The organism is Bacillus sp. 1735sda2 (assembly GCF_024159245.1).
In the GTDB taxonomy this organism is placed as follows: Bacteria; Bacillota; Bacilli; order Bacillales; family Bacillaceae; genus Bacillus; species Bacillus pumilus_O.
In genome coordinates this window covers 1,039,564-1,056,408 of sequence record NZ_JAMYWZ010000001.1, presented here as the reverse complement: position 1 = coordinate 1,056,408, position 16,845 = coordinate 1,039,564, and the positions used below count along the sequence as shown (strand labels likewise).

The following is a 16,845-nucleotide window of genomic DNA, read 5'->3' as shown; positions in this document are numbered from 1 at the left end:
GGAAGAAAAAAGAGAAAGCAAGACTTCTTCACTTTTGTTTCTGTCTGACACTTGACGTCAAAAGGATGAGACAAGCTGCCAAAACGACCAAGAAAAAGACGGTTAACACCATCTGGGTTCCGTACAGATCAGCGAAAAGCCCGACGAAAACACTTGGAAGTCCCAGACCTAAGTAGGCAAACAAATAAAAACCTGCGACAGCTCTAGCTGCCTCCTTTTTACCCCGCTCGACAATAAGCTGCAGACCACCTAAATAAGTGAATCCATAGCAGGCAGTACCCGCAATCATCGTTCCGGCAAGCACAAGAAAGATGGACCCGCTATTTGCTCCAAATAGCAAGAGGCCGTATCCGCATGGAAGACAGATAAACCCGGTAAGGAGGGCAGCTGTACTATTCATTTTGCGAACAAAAGGCTGCATCAGGACTCCTGCCATATTAATCAAAAATAGCGCCGGCCCTACCCATAATTCATATCCATTCAATTTAAGCTGTGCTGGCAAAACTGAAATCACAAGACCGCACACCGACCACGCGACAGCAATCGCTGCATTCGCTGGCATGGTTCCTTTTGGAAATGTTGGCATATTCATCATCGGTTTACCTGTATCTCCTTGTACAGGCGGAACGAAAAAGAAGACACCCACGATCGTTAGGATTAAAAAGCCCAGCACAATCCAATAGCTAAGCGGCGCAAGCGACACATGCTCAAAAGAAAGAAGTGCTGTAAAAAGAGCACCGCCCCCAAAGCCAACCGAACTGCATAGCGCAATAAAAGTTGGAATCCAGCTTGATTTTTCTGGATATAAAGCAATCAAATAAGCGGTGCATGTGCCAACACTCAGGCCAAGCCCCACCCCTTGCAGCAGCCGCGCCAAAAAGAGCATCTGAATGGTAGGATGTACGATCATCAATAAGGTAGCACACAACGAAAAACCAAGTGCGACCAATAAAACCGGTTTGCGTCCAGCCCGGTCAGATATTCCGCCAAGAAAAAGCAAGACTGGAATCAGTCCGAAGACATATGCAGCAAATACAAGGGCTGTCGCCGCTTTTCCGTACCCTGCTTGTTCGGCATACAACGTATAAAGGGGCACCTGCAGATTCACTGCGGTTGTAATCATAAAAAGACCAAATAAAACGAATATAAATGGAATGATGGATAGGTGTTCGGTTTCTTCTTTAGATGCAGGAATCATTTCACTCTCTCCTCTAGTCATAAGCATATGAGAACAGTGTACACACCTTTTGGCTTACTTCCTACATCCAAAAATGATGCTATTGACCACTCCATATTTCCGTGTCATTATCATGTTATATGTGACAATGAGAGAAGGTGTCTGATGTATATTTATTTAGATCGCTCAAGTACGACCCCGCTTTGGCAGCAAATCGTGACTGGGATCATTCAACAAATTCATTCCAAAAAACTGAATCCTCATGATCAGTTAACACCGACACGCGTATTAGCACAGGAGCTCAATGTATCAAGATCCACAATACAGCTTGCTTATGATGAACTGCTTGCAAGAGGATATGTCAGCACATCTAGAAGAGGCGGTACGAGGGTCATTTCGAGTGACCACTATGCGGCCTCCGCTCCCCATCAAGGTGAGCCTCCTTTTCCTCTTCCGGTAAGACCACACTTTCAAGAGGCGGAGAAACAAATGGACCACTGGCTGTCGGCCAATCAATTTCATGAGAAGCTTGATATTGATTTTCGTCATCAGGAACCAGCCATCGACGAACATTTCCAAAACATATGGAAACGCTCGCTCATGAAAGCTTTACAGCAATTAGAGATGAAAGATTGGGGCTATTCCTCCCCGCATGGTTTATGGGAAGTACGTTCAGAAATACGCCAATACTTATCTGTAGAACGCGGCATCGATGTAGAAGAGGATCAAATCGTGTTAACAGGAGGTACGCAGCAAGCCATTGATTTGATTTCACAGGTATTGCTTAAAAAAGGCGATACAGTAGCTGTTGAAGATCCAGGCTTTCCTGGAGCAAGACTTTCATTTATGCATCGTGAAATGAACATTTATCCCGCGCCCGTCGATGAAGAAGGGATTATGGTGGATACATTACCACGAAGAACAAAGCTGATTGCGGTGACGCCCTCCCATCAGCGTCCAACCGGTGTATGTATGAGCGTGAGCAGAAGGCAGCAGCTGCTAAAATTTGCTGTCAGTCATCAGTCTTATATACTAGAGGATGATTTTGATGGAGATTATCGTTATCATGGCGGACCGCTTCCTTCCTTATTTTCAGAAGCAACAGGCCATGTGATTTATATCTTAAGCTTCTCCAAAGTGCTGGCACCAGGCATCCGCCTTGCCGCCATTATCGGCTCCAAAGCCGTCATAAAAGAAATCGCTTCCTTGCAATCACTCATTCAAAGACAGCTGCCCATTATGGAACAGATCACACTCGCCTCTTTTTTCAGAGAAGGAGAATTCACGCGATATGTCAGGCGAATGAGACAGCTATATAAAAAAAGACAGGCTACCATGATGGATGCCCTTTTAACACATCAATTTGACAAGCACTTTCATATTTATGGAACAGATACAGGTCTTCATGTCTTTTTAGAAGGTGCACCAGACTTTGACGAAAAAGGCAGTATTGAGGCAGCAAAAGCAGCAGGTATTGGCATTTATCCATTAAGTCCTTATTGTTTTGAGAGCAATCGAAAAGGATTACTACTAGGCTTCGCCTGTACGGATGAAGACATGATCCAAGAAGGTGTGCGCCGCTTAAAGCAAATACTTTATATGTAAAAAGCTTGGAAGTCCGCCTTCCAAGCTTTTTTACGTTGATTGCTGAATGCGGCCTACTTCTTCAATGAATGCAGCTGTCCTCTGCAATCCATCTTGCAGATGATGTGTAGCGGAAATAAACAGCTTTTCTTGATCTGGACGCTTTAATAGCTGCTCCACCTGACTAATTCCTTTTTCAAATGAATGAAGACCTGTCTTTAATTGTTTATCTGCCTTTTGATAAGCGGCTGGAACTTCTTGATGAGTAAGCCCCTTTTGAATCACACGATCAAAGGCTTTCGTCGCCTTTTGCAGTTTTTTATTTGCTTGGATCTTTCCCTGTCCATCTGAAATAAATTGGTCTGTCATGTTCTCATAAGCTTCATTTAACTCATCCATATAACGCTGAACCCATTGTTCATACTCAGCTTCTTTAGTGTCTTGTTTTGAAGGCGATTGACCTGCTTGCTGACAGGCTGCTAGTAAGGTCACTATCAAGGTGAATAGTAGCAGCAATTGCGATTGTTTTTTCATACAGAGCCTCCATTTCTTATTCCCATTCGTTCATATCGGTCAAAATAGGAGGATCCTTTACCACATACGAACACTTTGCAAGAAATGATTTCTTTTATTGTAACAGACGGCTCGTGTCACTTCTGTGATTTATGAGGAATTGCTTGAAAATACGTCTAAGGATCCACATTTCCCTGTCATTTGGAGGGCAAGTCTACCGATACACTCTTTAGACGACTGGATATATGGATTTGGTTTCAACAAATTCATGTCATGGTGAATGTTTTCGTATCATCATGATGATACCAAACAAAGTCGCCTTGTCCTGTTGGTTTATTGAAGTTTACCTTTACAAGCAATATCAAGCTCTTCAACTACTTCATCATCTTGGATGAGATAAGCTTTTTCATGAAGATTGACAGCGGGGCAAATATGATTTGGAATGATTTGAACCTTCTCACCGATCTGGACAGCCTGACGGAAACCTTCGTGATAAATGATGGCATGCTCATCAAATACACTGGAAACAAATACATCTTCATAGTCTTTTACCTTGCCTAGTCCTTTTGTTTGTGTCAGCCCTTTTGTACGGGTTTGAGCCGTGAGCCCTTTGGCTCCAACATCTGTAATGACACGAGTCTTTGTTGGCTTACTAATTACTGTCGTCAGCACTGTTGCTGCGCAATGTGAAAAAGTGCCGATCACATTGGACTGAGAGGCATCCATGAAGATGTAAGTGCCAGGGCGAATTTCGGTCACTCCCTTTGGAATATCAAATTGAAATAAAAACGGCGGTGTTGATCCTATGCTCACTACGTCTAGCATCATGCCTGCTTCTGTTGCAATCTGTGCAAATTGAAGCGTTCGATTCACAGCGTCTTCATATAATGTCTGACAATGCGCTTTACTTTCTGCCTTATATGTGTGACCATCATGAGAAAAAATCCCTTTTAAATGAACGAAATCACATGTCTTTATCGCCTGCAAAATTTGACGGAAATCACTCTCTTCAATGACACCAGACCTCTCTTCTCCAACCTCTATCTCAATTAAAACCTCTGCTTTTTTCTCTGCTCCACGAAAGACATCTTCAATTTGATGCACATGCTCTACACAATCTATTCCAAATGAAATGTGTATCGACTCTGCCAGCTTTCGAATTCGCTTCAGCTTTGTCTCACCTACAATTTGATTGGCAATAAAGATATCTGTCAGCCCATGAGCTGCCATTACTTCCGCTTCCCCTACTTTCGCTACGGTTAAGCCAGATGCGCCCATCTCTTCCTGCATTTTCGCAAGACCAGGTGTCTTATGTGTTTTCGTATGAGGACGCAGTTTGACTTGCTGACGGTCCGCATATTGCTGCATAGCAATTAGATTCTCCATCATCACCTGTTTATCAATTAATAGTGCCGGTGTATCTAGTTCATCATAAGTCATCATCAAATCCCCCTTCTCTGCCATTCATTATATAAAATTTTATACATTATATTTAAATTATATAATTTATTATACAATTATCAATCTTTTTTTCTTCGAGAAAGGAAGGCGATATGCGAAACATAAGGAGTCCAGCGGCAGTACAGCCGCTGGTTTTAATTAATATCTGTTCCGTAGCTCCCTTAATATAAAATCGTATACAAGGTTGAGCTGTTGTTCCTTTGGATACAGCATAAATTCTTGTTTTTTAGGAAGACCACCATCAAGACGATCTTGAAATTTTGTTCGGAGATACGCTGTTCTGTGCACCTGACTCTCAAATGATTTATATGAGACATCAAGTTTGACGGTTTGCTCATTTGTAAAGATGACCACCGTGTCTCCGAGGGATGATTCCTGGAAGGTATGAATGTATTTGTGGGAGATCCAGCCGCACTGAGGACGATTGGATGAATAAGTTGGGAAGAAATACAGATGATTGGATGAGTCAATCACAATGGGAGGCTTGTGAGAAATACCTGTTACTTCATATGTTCCCGCTTTTCTGCCTGCATAGCTTGAGCCGAAGAATCGGCAGCTGCGTTCAATAATTTGCAGAGGTTTTAATTCAACATAAAAGCTTGTCTCTCTTTCTATGACTTTTGAATATACTCTTTTTCCTTCTTCAACCGGAAGGACCGCCATTGTTGCTTGATTAATGACGTATGAATCTAAAGGTGTTTCACTAATTCCTGACACTTCATTTCCTCCTGTGTTAATTTTTGGTTATTTTAGATACTATTAATCTATCACCAACATATAAGAAACGACAGGATTTTTTCAAAATTTATTAAAAATCATTTTTTTATCGTATTATTTAGTCCATTCGATCTATCGAAAAGCCTTTTTTAAAGATATATCACATTGTGTCGATTGGACAAGAGGTGTCGATTTCGCTCAAAAATAAATTGTCTAAAAATTATAAATTCTTGTTGATTTTTTCTTCACCAATCCATATACTATAAAAAAGGCATCGGGGGGATTCTTTATGAAAGAGAAAAAAACGTATGCTGAGCTCATGAAGTCCCGCAACACCCAAAAAACCGAAGAAAACGGCGTGACGATTTTAGACATCTATATTCAAATGGTTTTAGATGAGGCGCTTTATAAACAGCGCTTAACCTTCCTTAGAGAAGAGATTGATAAGGCACTGGATCAGCGTGATGAGAAGCGATTCAACGACCTGTCAGCTCAATATGCAGAACACTGCTTACATTAATCATGATGATTTTACTTGCGGCAAAGAGACAGCAACTCGTCTCTTTACCGCAAGTTTTTTGTTTATCCATTTAAAATGGTTCCGCCATTTACATGAAGCATTTGTCCATTTATATAAGAGGAGTCTTCGCTCGCTAAAAATAAATAACTCGGCGCAAGCTCTACTGGCTCACCAGGACGCTCCATTGGAACATCTCCGCCAAATTCAGAGACTTCCTTTTCCGTAAAGGTCGACGGAATAAGCGGTGTCCAAATGGGGCCTGGTGCTACCCCATTTACTCTGATTCCCTGTTTAATGAGCGATAAAGATAATGATCTCGTAAATGTCACGACTGCCCCTTTTGTAGATGAATAGTCGATCAAGGTTTCATGCCCTTTATAGGCTGTGACAGATGCGGTATTAATGATACTACTTCCTTTCTTCAAATGAGGAAGTACCGCTTTTGTTAAATAAAACATGGCAAAAATATTCGTTTGAAATGTTCGAAGAAGCTGATGTGAGGTAATCTGTTCAATGCCTTTTTGCGGATGCTGTTCCCCGGCATTGTTCACCAAAATATCAATGGAACCGAAAGCATCTTTTGTTTTTTTGACAACCTCATTCGAAAATGCCTCATCTCCTAAATCACCTGATATTAAAATGACTTGACCTCCCGCCCTTTCAATATAGTCCTTCGTTTCCTCTGCATCACGGTGCTCACTCAAGTAAACAATGGCGACATTGGCGCCTTCCTTCGCAAATAAAACCGACACCGCTCTTCCAATCCCGCTGTCTCCACCTGTCACTATGGCTGTTTTTCCTGCTAACTTTTTATCCGGCATCTCTCGATCAAAAACAGGCCTTGGATTCATTTTATATTCAAGACCTGGACGCTCACTTTGATGCTGAGGCGGCAATGTTTTCTTCGGCTGCTTTGTTGACACGTCTGATCACTCCTTCCTTTTATCTTGTTTATTTTTATGTGTTGGCTATTTTTTTATGTATGTCGAACTAGTTTCCTTTCGAATGTATGATTTTCTTCATTGTGGAAAAATTATACACAACAAGTGACTAACTGGAGGCGACAATATGGAACAAGAACATAAAGGATTGGAACAGGCAAAATCGTTATGGATAGCGGATAGTCAAAAGCATTCTTTTCCTGCTGTTCATGAGGATCTCACAGCAGATGTCATCATTGTTGGCGGCGGTATTACCGGTATCGCTACCGCGTTTGAAATGACAGAACGCGGGCTGGATGTCATCATCATTGATGCTGATCAACTGCTACAAGGTACGACTGGACATACGACAGCTAAGATTACCTCACAGCACGATGTGTACTACCATGAGCTGATCCAGCAAATTGGTATGCCCAAAGCCCGGTTGTATGTAGAAGCGAATGAGAATGCAAAAGAGCTGATTCAAGCTCGCGTCAAAAAGTACGACATTGATTGTCAGCTAGAAGTCAAAGATGCATACCTCTATACAAAGGAAGAAAGTGGTGTCAAAAAATTAAAAAAGGAATTAGATGCCTACAAACAGCTTGGGATTGATCGGGAATGGAAAACAGCCCTTCCTTTTGCTGCTGACATCAAGGCTGCCCTAGCAATGACGCAGCAGGCACAGTTCCATCCCCTTCATTACCTCAATGCACTCATTGACCAGCTTGTAGAGCGAGGTGTACGTATTTATGAACAGACGACTGCTGTTGACGTGAAAGAAGGAAACCGCCCTGCTGTCATCACAAAAGACGGCCATCATCTGACAGGCCGCTATATCATCTCCTGTTCACACTTTCCTTTTTATGATGGAAAAGGACTTTATTTCACGCGTATTCACCCAGAGCAATCGTATGTAGTAGCAGCCAAAACAACAAAACCACTCCCAGACGGAATGTACTTAGGGATCGATCAGCCTGCTCAATCTTTAAGAACGGCAGAATGGCATGGTGAGGAAGTGGTGCTCATCGGAGGAGAAGGTCATAAAACTGGACAAGGTGGGGATGAATCTGCTCACTATGAAGGATTAGAATGTTTTGGAGAAGCTACCCTTGGAATTGAAGAGGTGCTGTATCGCTGGTCGACACACGATATGGTCACAATGGATCAAATCCCTTACATTGGCCGCCTAACCAAACACCATCAAAATATCTTTGTTGCGACCGGTTTTAGAAAATGGGGCATGACGACAAGCCATGTCGCAGCTACTCTTATCGGGGATTTGATTGAAGGAAAATCGAATCCATACGAATCCATTTTCACGCCATCAAGACCTGTTTCTGATTCTTTCGTCAAAGATTTCGTTAAAGAAAACAGCAATGTCGCTGCCAATCTCATCAGTGGTAAATTAAAACGAACCGATCAAACCATTGATGATTTAAAGCCAGGAGAAGGCGGCATTGTTTCTTATGAACATAAAAAATGTGGCGCCTTTAAATCAGAGGACGGGAACATCTTTCTTGTTGATACAACGTGTACTCACCTAGGCTGTGAAGTCGCATGGAATAATAGTGACCGCACTTGGGATTGTCCTTGTCACGGTTCACGGTTCTCGATTACTGGAGAAGTAGTAGAAGGTCCAGCAAAGAAACCACTAAAAAGGTCTTATAAAGAACAGTAAAATTTTACTGATTCCCTTTAAAAAATCCAATATTATCCGATAAATAATATAAAGTCTGATAATTTGTGATGATTATGGGGGGACAAAAACATTGTTATTTAAAAAAGAGACGAAAAGAAAAAACACTGCTTTTTTCACTAAGCAGGATGATGGAATAAAACGTATCAATTTTTCTGACAATACGGATATCGCGAAACAAATCAAAATGATTGACCTGACGCAGAATGACTTATTGATTCTAAATCAGCTCAATTCAATTGTTCAGGAAGATATTGCACATATCGTTGATAAATTTTATAAAAATTTAGAAGTCGAGTCTTCTTTGATGCATATCATTCAAGATAATAGTTCTGTCGAGCGTCTGAAAAAAACACTTCGCATCCATATTAGTGAAATGTTTGCAGGTGTGGTTGATGAAGCCTATGTGGCAAAACGAATTAAAATTGCACAAGTTCATCTGCGGATTGGCCTCCAGCCTAAGTGGTATATGGCCGCATTCCAGGATCTTCTGCTATCGATTATGGACTTATTTGCTCAGCATATCCAAGATTTCAAAGAATATCAGACAGCAGTGAAAGCGACGACGAAAATTTTAAATTTAGAGCAGCAGCTTGTTTTGGATACATTCCAAAATGAATATTCTAAAATTCGTGATGAAGCAGAACTGCAGCAACAGGAGCTTCATACAAAAATCACAGAAACATCAAACTCGCTTGCTTCGCTCTTCTCAAACACAACAAATGCTGTGGACAAGCTTGTATCAAAATCTGATGAAATGGCAGATATGTCGCAAGCTGGCACACAAATTTCAGCACAAGTCGAGGAAAAATCGATCGGTGGTAAAAAAGAATTAGAGATTCAACAAACTCAAATGAACCAAATTGATGGCAGCATGACAAAGATTGAAACAGAAATTAAGCGTTTAGAAGAAATCGCCAAACAGATTGAACAAATCTTTGGGATTGTCACAGGCATTGCAGAACAGACGAATTTATTATCTTTAAACGCGTCAATCGAATCTGCACGAGCAGGTGAACACGGAAAAGGCTTTGCTGTCGTCGCAAATGAGGTTCGTAAATTATCAGAGGACACAAAGAAAACGGTTTCAACCGTGTCTGAACTCGTCAACAATACCAATTCCCAAATCTCCATTGTGTCTCAGCACATTGGGGACGTGAATTTACTCGTGACAGATAGTAAAGAAAAAATGACCCAAATCAATTCACTCTTCGATGATATCGTCAGCAGCATGAACTTAAGCAAAAATCAAAATGGAAAAATTGAAATAGACCTTCAAACCTTCCTGAACGAATTGAAGGAAGTCAAACAAACGGTCTCCCAAGTTGCCAGCTCAGTCGAATCCTTAACAAATCTCACAAATCGCTAATCCAGTCTTTTTTCTTCTGCTTTAGTATAATAGAAGAAAAGAGAGAAAAGGCGGGATTTGATTGACAACAATTTGCCTAGTCAGACACGGAGAAACAGATTGGAATGCAGCGAAACGAATTCAAGGACGAACAGATATCCCTTTAAATGATACTGGTAAATGGCAGGCTGAACAAACGGGCCTTTATTTAAAAGATGCCCATTGGGATGTTGTCATTTCCAGTCCACTTACAAGGGCAAAAGAAACAGCACACTTGATTTTAAAACATGTAGATGCGCCTCTTGTCCTCATGGATGATTTCATTGAGCGTGATTATGGCGATGCTGAAGGCATGTCATTTGAGGAGCGTCAAAAGCTGTTTCCAAATAAACAGTATCCAAATATGGAGCCGCTTGAGACGATTCAAGATCGAATTTTAGAAGGCATTGAAAAAGTCAGAGCAGCCTATCCAAATCAACAAGTCCTGATCGTAGCACACGGCGCTGCCATCCATGCTTTGCTCACCACCTTAGCTGATGAACATTTGTGTCTTGAGAACACGAGACTCGTCAATGCTTGCTTAAATTATGTGGAATGGAAAGATGGTAAATGGAAGGTGCTTGATTACAATGTGGTCAGCCATTTAACTCAATCCTCCCCTTCTTAAAGAACCTGTTATAGAAACAGGTTCTTTTTAAATGGCAAAAACAATGATAAAATAATATTTTTTTATATCGAAATTCGAAATAGCTGCTAGACGTTTCTACCTATTTTAAGGCTTTTCGGGTATCGAATATTTCTCCGATAATGGATCATAAGAAAAATAGCATACTTCCTTTTTAATAGATAATCGCTGAAACAGTAGAATAAACATATTTTACCACTATTTCCAAGTGACTTAATTCCCCAATTTTCGCTAGGACTTTCACAAAAATTCAGGTCTACTCTTATTTGCCTACTTCCCTTAAACTGAATATACAGAATAATCAAACGTCTCATTCTTATAGACTACGGATGATTATTCTGAAATAAGAAAAAAGGGATGTGGATTGTGCGTGAAAAAGAAAAATGTGATGACAAGTGTTTTATTGGCTGTCCCTCTTCTGTTTTCAGCAGGATTTGGAGGCTCCATGGCAAATGCCGAGACGGTCTCAAAGTCAGATAGTGAAAAGAGCTATATTGTTGGCTTTAAAGCCTCCGCCACCACAAACAGCTCTAAGAAACAAGCCGTCACTCAAAATGGTGGAAAACTAGAAAAGCAATATCGTCTCATTAATGCCGCACAAGTAAAGATGTCAGAACAAGCCGCGAAAAAACTTGAACATGACCCTAGCATTGCTTACGTAGAAGAAGACCACAAAGCAGAAGCATATGCACAAACCGTCCCTTATGGAATCCCTCAAATCAAAGCTCCAGCTGTACACGCTCAAGGTTATAAAGGTGCTAATGTCAAAGTAGCTGTCCTTGATACTGGCATCCACGCTGCACACCCTGACTTAAATGTTGCAGGCGGTGCCAGCTTCGTCCCTTCAGAGCCAAATGCCACCCAAGACTTTCAATCACATGGAACTCACGTAGCCGGAACGATCGCTGCCCTTGATAACACAATTGGTGTTCTTGGGGTCGCTCCAAGTGCCTCTCTATATGCTGTGAAAGTATTAGACCGCTATGGCGACGGACAATATAGCTGGATCATTAGCGGTATTGAATGGGCAGTAGCCAATAATATGGATGTCATCAACATGAGCTTAGGCGGACCAAACGGTTCAACAGCACTTAAAAATGCCGTTGATACAGCGAATAACCGCGGAGTCGTTGTTGTGGCGGCTGCAGGTAACTCAGGTTCTACTGGTTCTACAAGTACAGTTGGCTATCCAGCAAAATATGATTCTACCATTGCCGTTGCTAATGTGAACAGCAGCAATGTCAGAAACTCGTCTTCCAGCGCAGGTCCTGAATTAGATGTTTCTGCACCTGGTACTTCTATTTTAAGTACAGTACCAAGCAGTGGATACACATCTTATACTGGAACATCTATGGCGTCTCCTCATGTAGCAGGAGCAGCAGCGCTTATTCTTTCTAAGTACCCGAATCTATCAACTACTCAGGTTCGCCAGCGCTTAGAAAACACAGCAACACCGCTTGGTAACTCCTTCTATTACGGAAAAGGGTTAATCAACGTTCAAGCGGCTTCTAACTAAACAAGAACGAAAAAAATCCGGCTGATGCAGCCGGATTTTATTTATTGCTTCTTCGACGTTTCCCCTTTTTCCGCTGCTTCCATCTCCATGATTCTCTCCATCATCGTTGGGTGTCCGTAGCGGAAGACCTTCACTAAAAGTGGCGGATTCACCTGAGACAGCCCTGATTTTGCAAGCTTTTGGAAAGACGTCACCCCTGCCTCTCCGTCTTTTGTCAGGTTTATCGCATACTCATCAGCTGCACGTTCTTGATGTCTTGAAACTGCATTGGTAAAAGGTGAAGCTGTAAATGAAAGCACTGATACAATCATGAGAAGAAGCGGAAGAGCAGCGATGTCGCGAGGCTCCCTCAGCCGAAATAAAACAGCTCCCTTACGATAGAAATAAAAATAGAGACGGTCGATCGCAAAAAATCCCGCAAGCGACAGTACTAGATATCCTGCTAATCCTATATAGACATGCTTCATGACGTAATGTCCCATTTCATGTGCCATGATAAATAAAATTTCGCGATCTTTCAGCTTTTGCAGTGTTGTATCCCATAACACAATACGCTTATTCTCACCAATCCCTGTGACATAAGCATTCATCGTGTTCGTTTTTTCAGACATATTGACCTCATATACATGATCCGCTGGGATATGAGCTTTGTCTGCAAGTGTTAAGATCTTGTTCTCAAGAGCTTGATCCTTTAGTGGATAAAAATGATTATATAACGGATCAATGACGACCGGCTGTATAAAGAAGAGAAATAGTGTGAATGGGACTGTCAGACACCAAGCATACAGCCACCAGCGTTTTCTTCTTTTTTGAATAAGCCAAAAGAATACAATTGCACATAGGGCAAGAAGCGGATATTGAATCCAGAAATCTAGAATTTGATCTTTCAACCAGCTTGCCGTACTTTGAGCAGATACTCCGTAGTGCAAAGACAGCTGATAGCCAATCCATTTAATAGGAAATGAAATCAGCATTGTCAAAAATGACAGCACAAACACATATACAAGTTTGCTTAAAAATGTGAAGCGAGCTGCTGTCAGGCTCCAGTCTGCTAATTTTCGTGAAAACCCTGAAATGAGCAGAAGAAAAAAGACATACCAATCTAATGGAATTGTCATGAAAAACAGCAAGTTACGTATGTTCGAGAAATGCTCGCTGATGACAAGCTCATGGCTTGTCATAAAGGTATGCGGATCTGCACTTGTTCCTTTTACACTGTCAGGAACCGATGCATCCCCAAATAGAAACAAATAAGAATAAATAAAAAGACCGTACAATATGTATGCTACCGTTGCAAGAGCTACCCATTTACGTACTCGCACAGGTCAGCCTCCTTTCCATCCCTCTCTCTATTCTAATCATCCAGTATTTTGTTTAGAACCTGTCTCATGTGGCTCCATCATAGCATGCCCTATCTGAAAAAGCTTTCTCGAAAAAAATGATTATGCTACTCGAAAATCGGAGATGCTACATATAAAATAGAGTGTTGGAGGATCGAAATGAAGAAAATCCTTGCAGGAATTGTGATCTTTGGACTTTTACTTATTACCTTCTTTTATGTATTCAGTCGGACAGGCGAAATCTTTGATGAGAATCGAGCAGAAAAATTGCTCCTTTCATCTAAAAGAGAATCCATTTCTTATGAAATAGACGATAAGGACACAGCAGAAGATTTAATAGAAGAATTAAATAAAGGCAAACAAACAAGCAATCATCTCAAGAAAAATCTAAAAGAACCAGATTTTATCGCCAAGGTGATGTACGGCCGAACAAACGGCACCACCTTTCAGATTTGGACAAACCGTTCGCAGGTTGTTTTTTTAGTAGATGGGACTTATTATGAGCTGAATCAAAAACAGACTCAATCTTTTCAGAAACAGTTAAAAGAAGCCATTCAAAAGAGTTGAAATTTTATCACATTGTCTTTTTAACAGCGTGATATACCTCAACAAACTAAGGGAGCCTCTTCATAAGAGACTCCCTTTTCTTATTTACTTTTCTCTGCTTGATACTTTTCCTTTAGTGCTCTTCTTAAAATTTTACCTGTTGTGTTCTTTGGAATATCATCTATGAAATGGATCGTTTGGGGCTGCTTATATTTCGCTAAAAAGCGTGAACAATGTGTGATGATGTCTTCTTGATCGATGTGAGCATGTTTCTTAGGGGAAATGTAACAGACGACAGCCTCTCCGGTGTTCTGATCTGGCACACCGATGACAACAGCTTCTGCTACAGCTTCATGTTGATAAAGCACTTCTTCTACTTCTCTTGGATACACATTATAACCGCCAACAAGAATCATATCCTTTTTTCGATCGACAATATAAATGTATCCTTCTTCATCTCTTCTCGCTAAATCGCCAGTGTACAGCCACCCGTCTCTTAGTGCAGCTTCAGTATCTTCTGGCATTTGATAATAGCCTTTCATAATGTTGGGTCCTTTTGCTATGAGCTCTCCGACTTCATTTGGACCGACTTCTTCTCCTAGTTCATTCACAATCTTATTCTTCACATTCATAATGTCGGTCCCGACTGAACCGGGTTTTCTTTTTCCATCAAGAGGATTGAATGCAGTTACTGGAGAAGCTTCTGATAATCCGTAGCCCTCCAGCACCGTGACACCAAATTTTTTCTCAAAACCGTGAAGTAAAGCAACAGGCATTGAGGCACCGCCTGATATACAAATCCTCACAGAGGACATCGCATCCTCATGCCCTTCCTGGCGGTACAAATAGTTATACATGGTCGGAACACCAACAAATAACGTTGGTTTCTCTTTTTCCATCATACGCAAAAGCTCTGATGGGCTGAAATGCGGTAGAACATAAATGGTCGCGCCATGAATCAATGGTGCATTCATACAAACCGTTAAACAAAATACGTGGAACATCGGCAATGCAGCAATGACCTTGTCCTTTTCATCAATGGATAGATACTCAGCAACGTCTCTAGCATTTGAATACAGGTTGAAATGAGTCAGCATCGCACCCTTTGGTTTTCCTGTCGTGCCAGATGTAAATAATATAACTGCCGTATCGTCCTGATGAATAGATGGATGCACGTTCTCTTTCGCATGACCAGACACAAGCTTTCCAAAGAAGACAAGTTGATCTGCTACTTCCTTAAAACTTGATCTGCACGCAGATTCATTTTCTGCACAAATAATCACCCGTTCAATAGACGGAAGTTGTTCGTACACCTGCTCGTACACTGGCAGTAGCTGTGCAGGGGCAACAATCCCTTTTACATCACCTGTAATCAGCATATACCCAATTTCACTAGGCGTGTATGTTGGATTGATTGGTACTACGACAAGCCCTGCCTTTAAGGCACCAAAAAAAGAAATGACAAAATGCGGTGAATTTCCTAAAATAAGCGCAAGATGATCCCCAGCTTGAAACCCTTCGCTCACTAAGCCATCTGCAAAGCGCTCGATACTTGTCATGAGCTCTCGATAGGTCATCTGATTTCCTTCAAAGATCAGTGCGATATCTTCTCCCTTCGTCATCGCCGTCTGCTCTAGGTTTTTGATCAAATCCATTCTCCCACCCCTTACATGTCATCAATGAATGAATAACCATTCATTTTATGGCCAAACATTCCTCCTTTCTATTATAATAGACAATCGAAAAAATTCACAAGATCAAATGTAAATCGCTTTCATTTCTTTCAATCAAAAAAAGCACCGCTATCTCTAGCAGTGCTTGTCTCTCTTAATAAATCAAATCAAGAAAATCCTCTTTTGATACGTTGCCGAAGTAGTGGCGCATGTCCATATCTTCTAATACGTCGCTGATCGTTTTGCGATCGTATTGCTGCCCAATGAGTCTTTTTTCAATATCAGCAATATCCCCTACACCAAAGAAATCACCAAAGATTTTGCAATCCTGGATCATCCCTTTTTTCACTTCTAATCGAAGATCAATGGAGCCTGCTGAAAATCTCTTAGAATGCTGCAAATTAAATTTCGGTGAACGGCCGTAGTTCCATTCCCATTTTTGATATCGTTCCCGGGAAATCTCGTGAATCTTTTCCCAATCTTTCTCAGTCAATTGATATTGAGGGACATCCCCATTTGTGTCGAAAATGTAGCTTAACAGAATTTTTCTGAATTCTTCTGTTGTCATTTTTTGATCCATTAATTCACTAATATTGGCAACCCTGCTTCTAATGGATTTAATACCTTTTGATTCAATCTTTTCCTTTTTCACATTTAAAGCAGAAACAACATGTTCAATTTCTGAATCAAATAGCAGTGTACCATGGCTGAAAATACGTCCTCTTGTCGCGAACTGGGCATTTCCTGAAATTTTCCGACCATCTGCCATGATGTCATTTCTACCACTTAATTCAGCTTTGACGCCTAGTTTTTCTAGCGCCTGAATGACTGGCTCCGTGAACTTTTTAAAATTATGGAAACTGTCCCCATCGTCTTTTGTGATAAAACTGAAGTTTAAGTTTCCTTTGTCATGGTAAACTGCGCCACCACCGGACAGGCGGCGGACAACTTTGATGCCGTTGTCTTCCACATACTTTGTGTTGATTTCTTCTATTGTATTTTGGTTCTTTCCAATGATAATCGACGGCTGGTTAATATAGAACAGCAAGTACGTTTCTTCTGGGTCTAAATATTTTAAGCAATATTCTTCAATTGCCAAATTAATCATTGGATCATAATGTTGTTCGTTATCGATAAACAGCATCT

At 41.1% G+C, this 16,845-nt stretch carries 15 protein-coding genes and 1 pseudogene; 8 read left to right on the top strand and 8 right to left on the bottom strand.

What is annotated here, in order from left to right:
• Positions 1-28: 28 nt before the first annotated feature.
• On the bottom strand, positions 29-1,198 hold the full coding sequence (locus tag NKR21_RS05335; protein ID WP_119124655.1) for an MFS transporter: 1,170 nt from the start codon (positions 1,196-1,198) through the stop codon (positions 29-31).
• Between the two features lie 144 nt (positions 1,199-1,342).
• On the opposite strand from NKR21_RS05335, the gene pdxR reads away from it, so the two are divergent.
• The gene (gene pdxR / locus NKR21_RS05330) at positions 1,343-2,782 is read left to right on the top strand and encodes a MocR-like pyridoxine biosynthesis transcription factor PdxR (RefSeq protein WP_012009482.1); all 1,440 of its coding nucleotides are present in this window, start codon (positions 1,343-1,345) and stop codon (positions 2,780-2,782) included.
• 30 nt (positions 2,783-2,812) lie between these two features.
• Here pdxR and NKR21_RS05325 read toward each other — a convergent pair whose 3' ends face one another.
• The 3 genes from NKR21_RS05325 to NKR21_RS05315 all read right to left on the bottom strand — a co-directional run bounded on the left by NKR21_RS05325 (position 2,813) and on the right by NKR21_RS05315 (position 5,452).
• Positions 2,813-3,295, bottom strand: coding sequence for a hypothetical protein (locus NKR21_RS05325; RefSeq protein WP_012009481.1), 483 nt, complete (start codon positions 3,293-3,295; stop codon positions 2,813-2,815).
• A 312-nt stretch (positions 3,296-3,607) separates the two neighbouring features.
• A complete protein-coding gene (locus tag NKR21_RS05320) occupies positions 3,608-4,714 on the bottom strand; it encodes a D-TA family PLP-dependent enzyme (RefSeq protein ID WP_012009480.1) in 1,107 nt (368 codons plus the stop codon).
• Between the two features lie 159 nt (positions 4,715-4,873).
• Positions 4,874-5,452 carry a competence protein ComK gene (locus NKR21_RS05315; protein ID WP_012009479.1) on the bottom strand — a complete coding sequence of 193 codons (579 nt, stop codon included), beginning with the start codon at positions 5,450-5,452 and terminating at the stop codon, positions 4,874-4,876.
• Between the two features lie 289 nt (positions 5,453-5,741).
• Here NKR21_RS05315 and NKR21_RS05310 point away from each other — a divergent pair, with 289 nt between their 5' ends.
• A complete protein-coding gene (locus NKR21_RS05310) occupies positions 5,742-5,972 on the top strand; it encodes an IDEAL domain-containing protein (RefSeq protein ID WP_003210924.1) in 231 nt (76 codons plus the stop codon).
• A gap of 62 nt (positions 5,973-6,034) precedes the next feature.
• Here the strand turns inward: NKR21_RS05310 and NKR21_RS05305 are convergent, their stop codons facing one another.
• Positions 6,035-6,895, bottom strand: coding sequence for an SDR family oxidoreductase (locus NKR21_RS05305; RefSeq protein ID WP_012009478.1), 861 nt, complete (start codon positions 6,893-6,895; stop codon positions 6,035-6,037).
• Positions 6,896-7,040: 145 nt separating this feature from the next.
• Here NKR21_RS05305 and NKR21_RS05300 point away from each other — a divergent pair, with 145 nt between their 5' ends.
• From NKR21_RS05300 to NKR21_RS05285, 5 genes and pseudogenes are all read left to right on the top strand, one after another.
• A complete protein-coding gene (locus NKR21_RS05300) occupies positions 7,041-8,573 on the top strand; it encodes an FAD-dependent oxidoreductase (protein ID WP_144456118.1) in 1,533 nt (510 codons plus the stop codon).
• A gap of 91 nt (positions 8,574-8,664) precedes the next feature.
• A pseudogene (locus NKR21_RS21335) lies at positions 8,665-9,204 on the top strand (protoglobin family protein); the annotation flags it as partial.
• 144 nt (positions 9,205-9,348) lie between these two features.
• Positions 9,349-9,960 (top strand): methyl-accepting chemotaxis protein, encoded by a 612-nt coding sequence (locus tag NKR21_RS21330; RefSeq protein WP_404841273.1) that lies wholly within the window; start codon positions 9,349-9,351, stop codon positions 9,958-9,960.
• A 61-nt stretch (positions 9,961-10,021) separates the two neighbouring features.
• Positions 10,022-10,606 carry a histidine phosphatase family protein gene (locus NKR21_RS05290; RefSeq protein ID WP_144456120.1) on the top strand — a complete coding sequence of 195 codons (585 nt, stop codon included), beginning with the start codon at positions 10,022-10,024 and terminating at the stop codon, positions 10,604-10,606.
• Positions 10,607-10,994: 388 nt separating this feature from the next.
• A complete protein-coding gene (locus NKR21_RS05285) occupies positions 10,995-12,140 on the top strand; it encodes a serine alkaline protease SapB (RefSeq protein WP_012009474.1) in 1,146 nt (381 codons plus the stop codon).
• Between the two features lie 41 nt (positions 12,141-12,181).
• On the opposite strand, the gene NKR21_RS05280 is transcribed toward NKR21_RS05285, so the two are convergent.
• On the bottom strand, positions 12,182-13,462 hold the full coding sequence (locus NKR21_RS05280) for a M48 family metallopeptidase (protein ID WP_144456122.1): 1,281 nt from the start codon (positions 13,460-13,462) through the stop codon (positions 12,182-12,184).
• A 177-nt stretch (positions 13,463-13,639) separates the two neighbouring features.
• Between NKR21_RS05280 and NKR21_RS05275 the strand changes: the two genes are divergently transcribed.
• Positions 13,640-14,047 (top strand): YhfM domain-containing protein, encoded by a 408-nt coding sequence (locus tag NKR21_RS05275; RefSeq protein ID WP_144456124.1) that lies wholly within the window; start codon positions 13,640-13,642, stop codon positions 14,045-14,047.
• 80 nt (positions 14,048-14,127) lie between these two features.
• Here NKR21_RS05275 and NKR21_RS05270 read toward each other — a convergent pair whose 3' ends face one another.
• Positions 14,128-15,681: a fatty acid--CoA ligase family protein gene (locus tag NKR21_RS05270; protein ID WP_144456126.1), complete on the bottom strand. Its 1,554-nt coding sequence runs from the start codon at positions 15,679-15,681 to the stop codon at positions 14,128-14,130.
• A gap of 172 nt (positions 15,682-15,853) precedes the next feature.
• On the bottom strand, positions 15,854-16,843 hold the full coding sequence (lplA, locus tag NKR21_RS05265; protein ID WP_012009470.1) for a lipoate--protein ligase: 990 nt from the start codon (positions 16,841-16,843) through the stop codon (positions 15,854-15,856).
• Between the last annotated feature and the right edge of the window lie 2 nt (positions 16,844-16,845).

Coding starts and splice junctions, on each gene's coding strand:
- NKR21_RS05320 (WP_012009480.1), bottom strand. CDS start 4,714: ATGACTTATGATGAACTAGATACACCGGCACTATTAATTGATAAACAG.
- NKR21_RS05275 (WP_144456124.1), top strand. CDS start 13,640: ATGAAGAAAATCCTTGCAGGAATTGTGATCTTTGGACTTTTACTTATT.
- NKR21_RS05310 (WP_003210924.1), top strand. CDS start 5,742: ATGAAAGAGAAAAAAACGTATGCTGAGCTCATGAAGTCCCGCAACACC.
- lplA (WP_012009470.1), bottom strand. CDS start 16,843: ATGCTGTTTATCGATAACGAACAACATTATGATCCAATGATTAATTTG.
- NKR21_RS05335 (WP_119124655.1), bottom strand. CDS start 1,198: ATGATTCCTGCATCTAAAGAAGAAACCGAACACCTATCCATCATTCCA.
- NKR21_RS05325 (WP_012009481.1), bottom strand. CDS start 3,295: ATGAAAAAACAATCGCAATTGCTGCTACTATTCACCTTGATAGTGACC.
- NKR21_RS21330 (WP_404841273.1), top strand. CDS start 9,349: ATGGCAGATATGTCGCAAGCTGGCACACAAATTTCAGCACAAGTCGAG.
- NKR21_RS05270 (WP_144456126.1), bottom strand. CDS start 15,681: ATGGATTTGATCAAAAACCTAGAGCAGACGGCGATGACGAAGGGAGAA.
- NKR21_RS05300 (WP_144456118.1), top strand. CDS start 7,041: ATGGAACAAGAACATAAAGGATTGGAACAGGCAAAATCGTTATGGATA.
- pdxR (WP_012009482.1), top strand. CDS start 1,343: ATGTATATTTATTTAGATCGCTCAAGTACGACCCCGCTTTGGCAGCAA.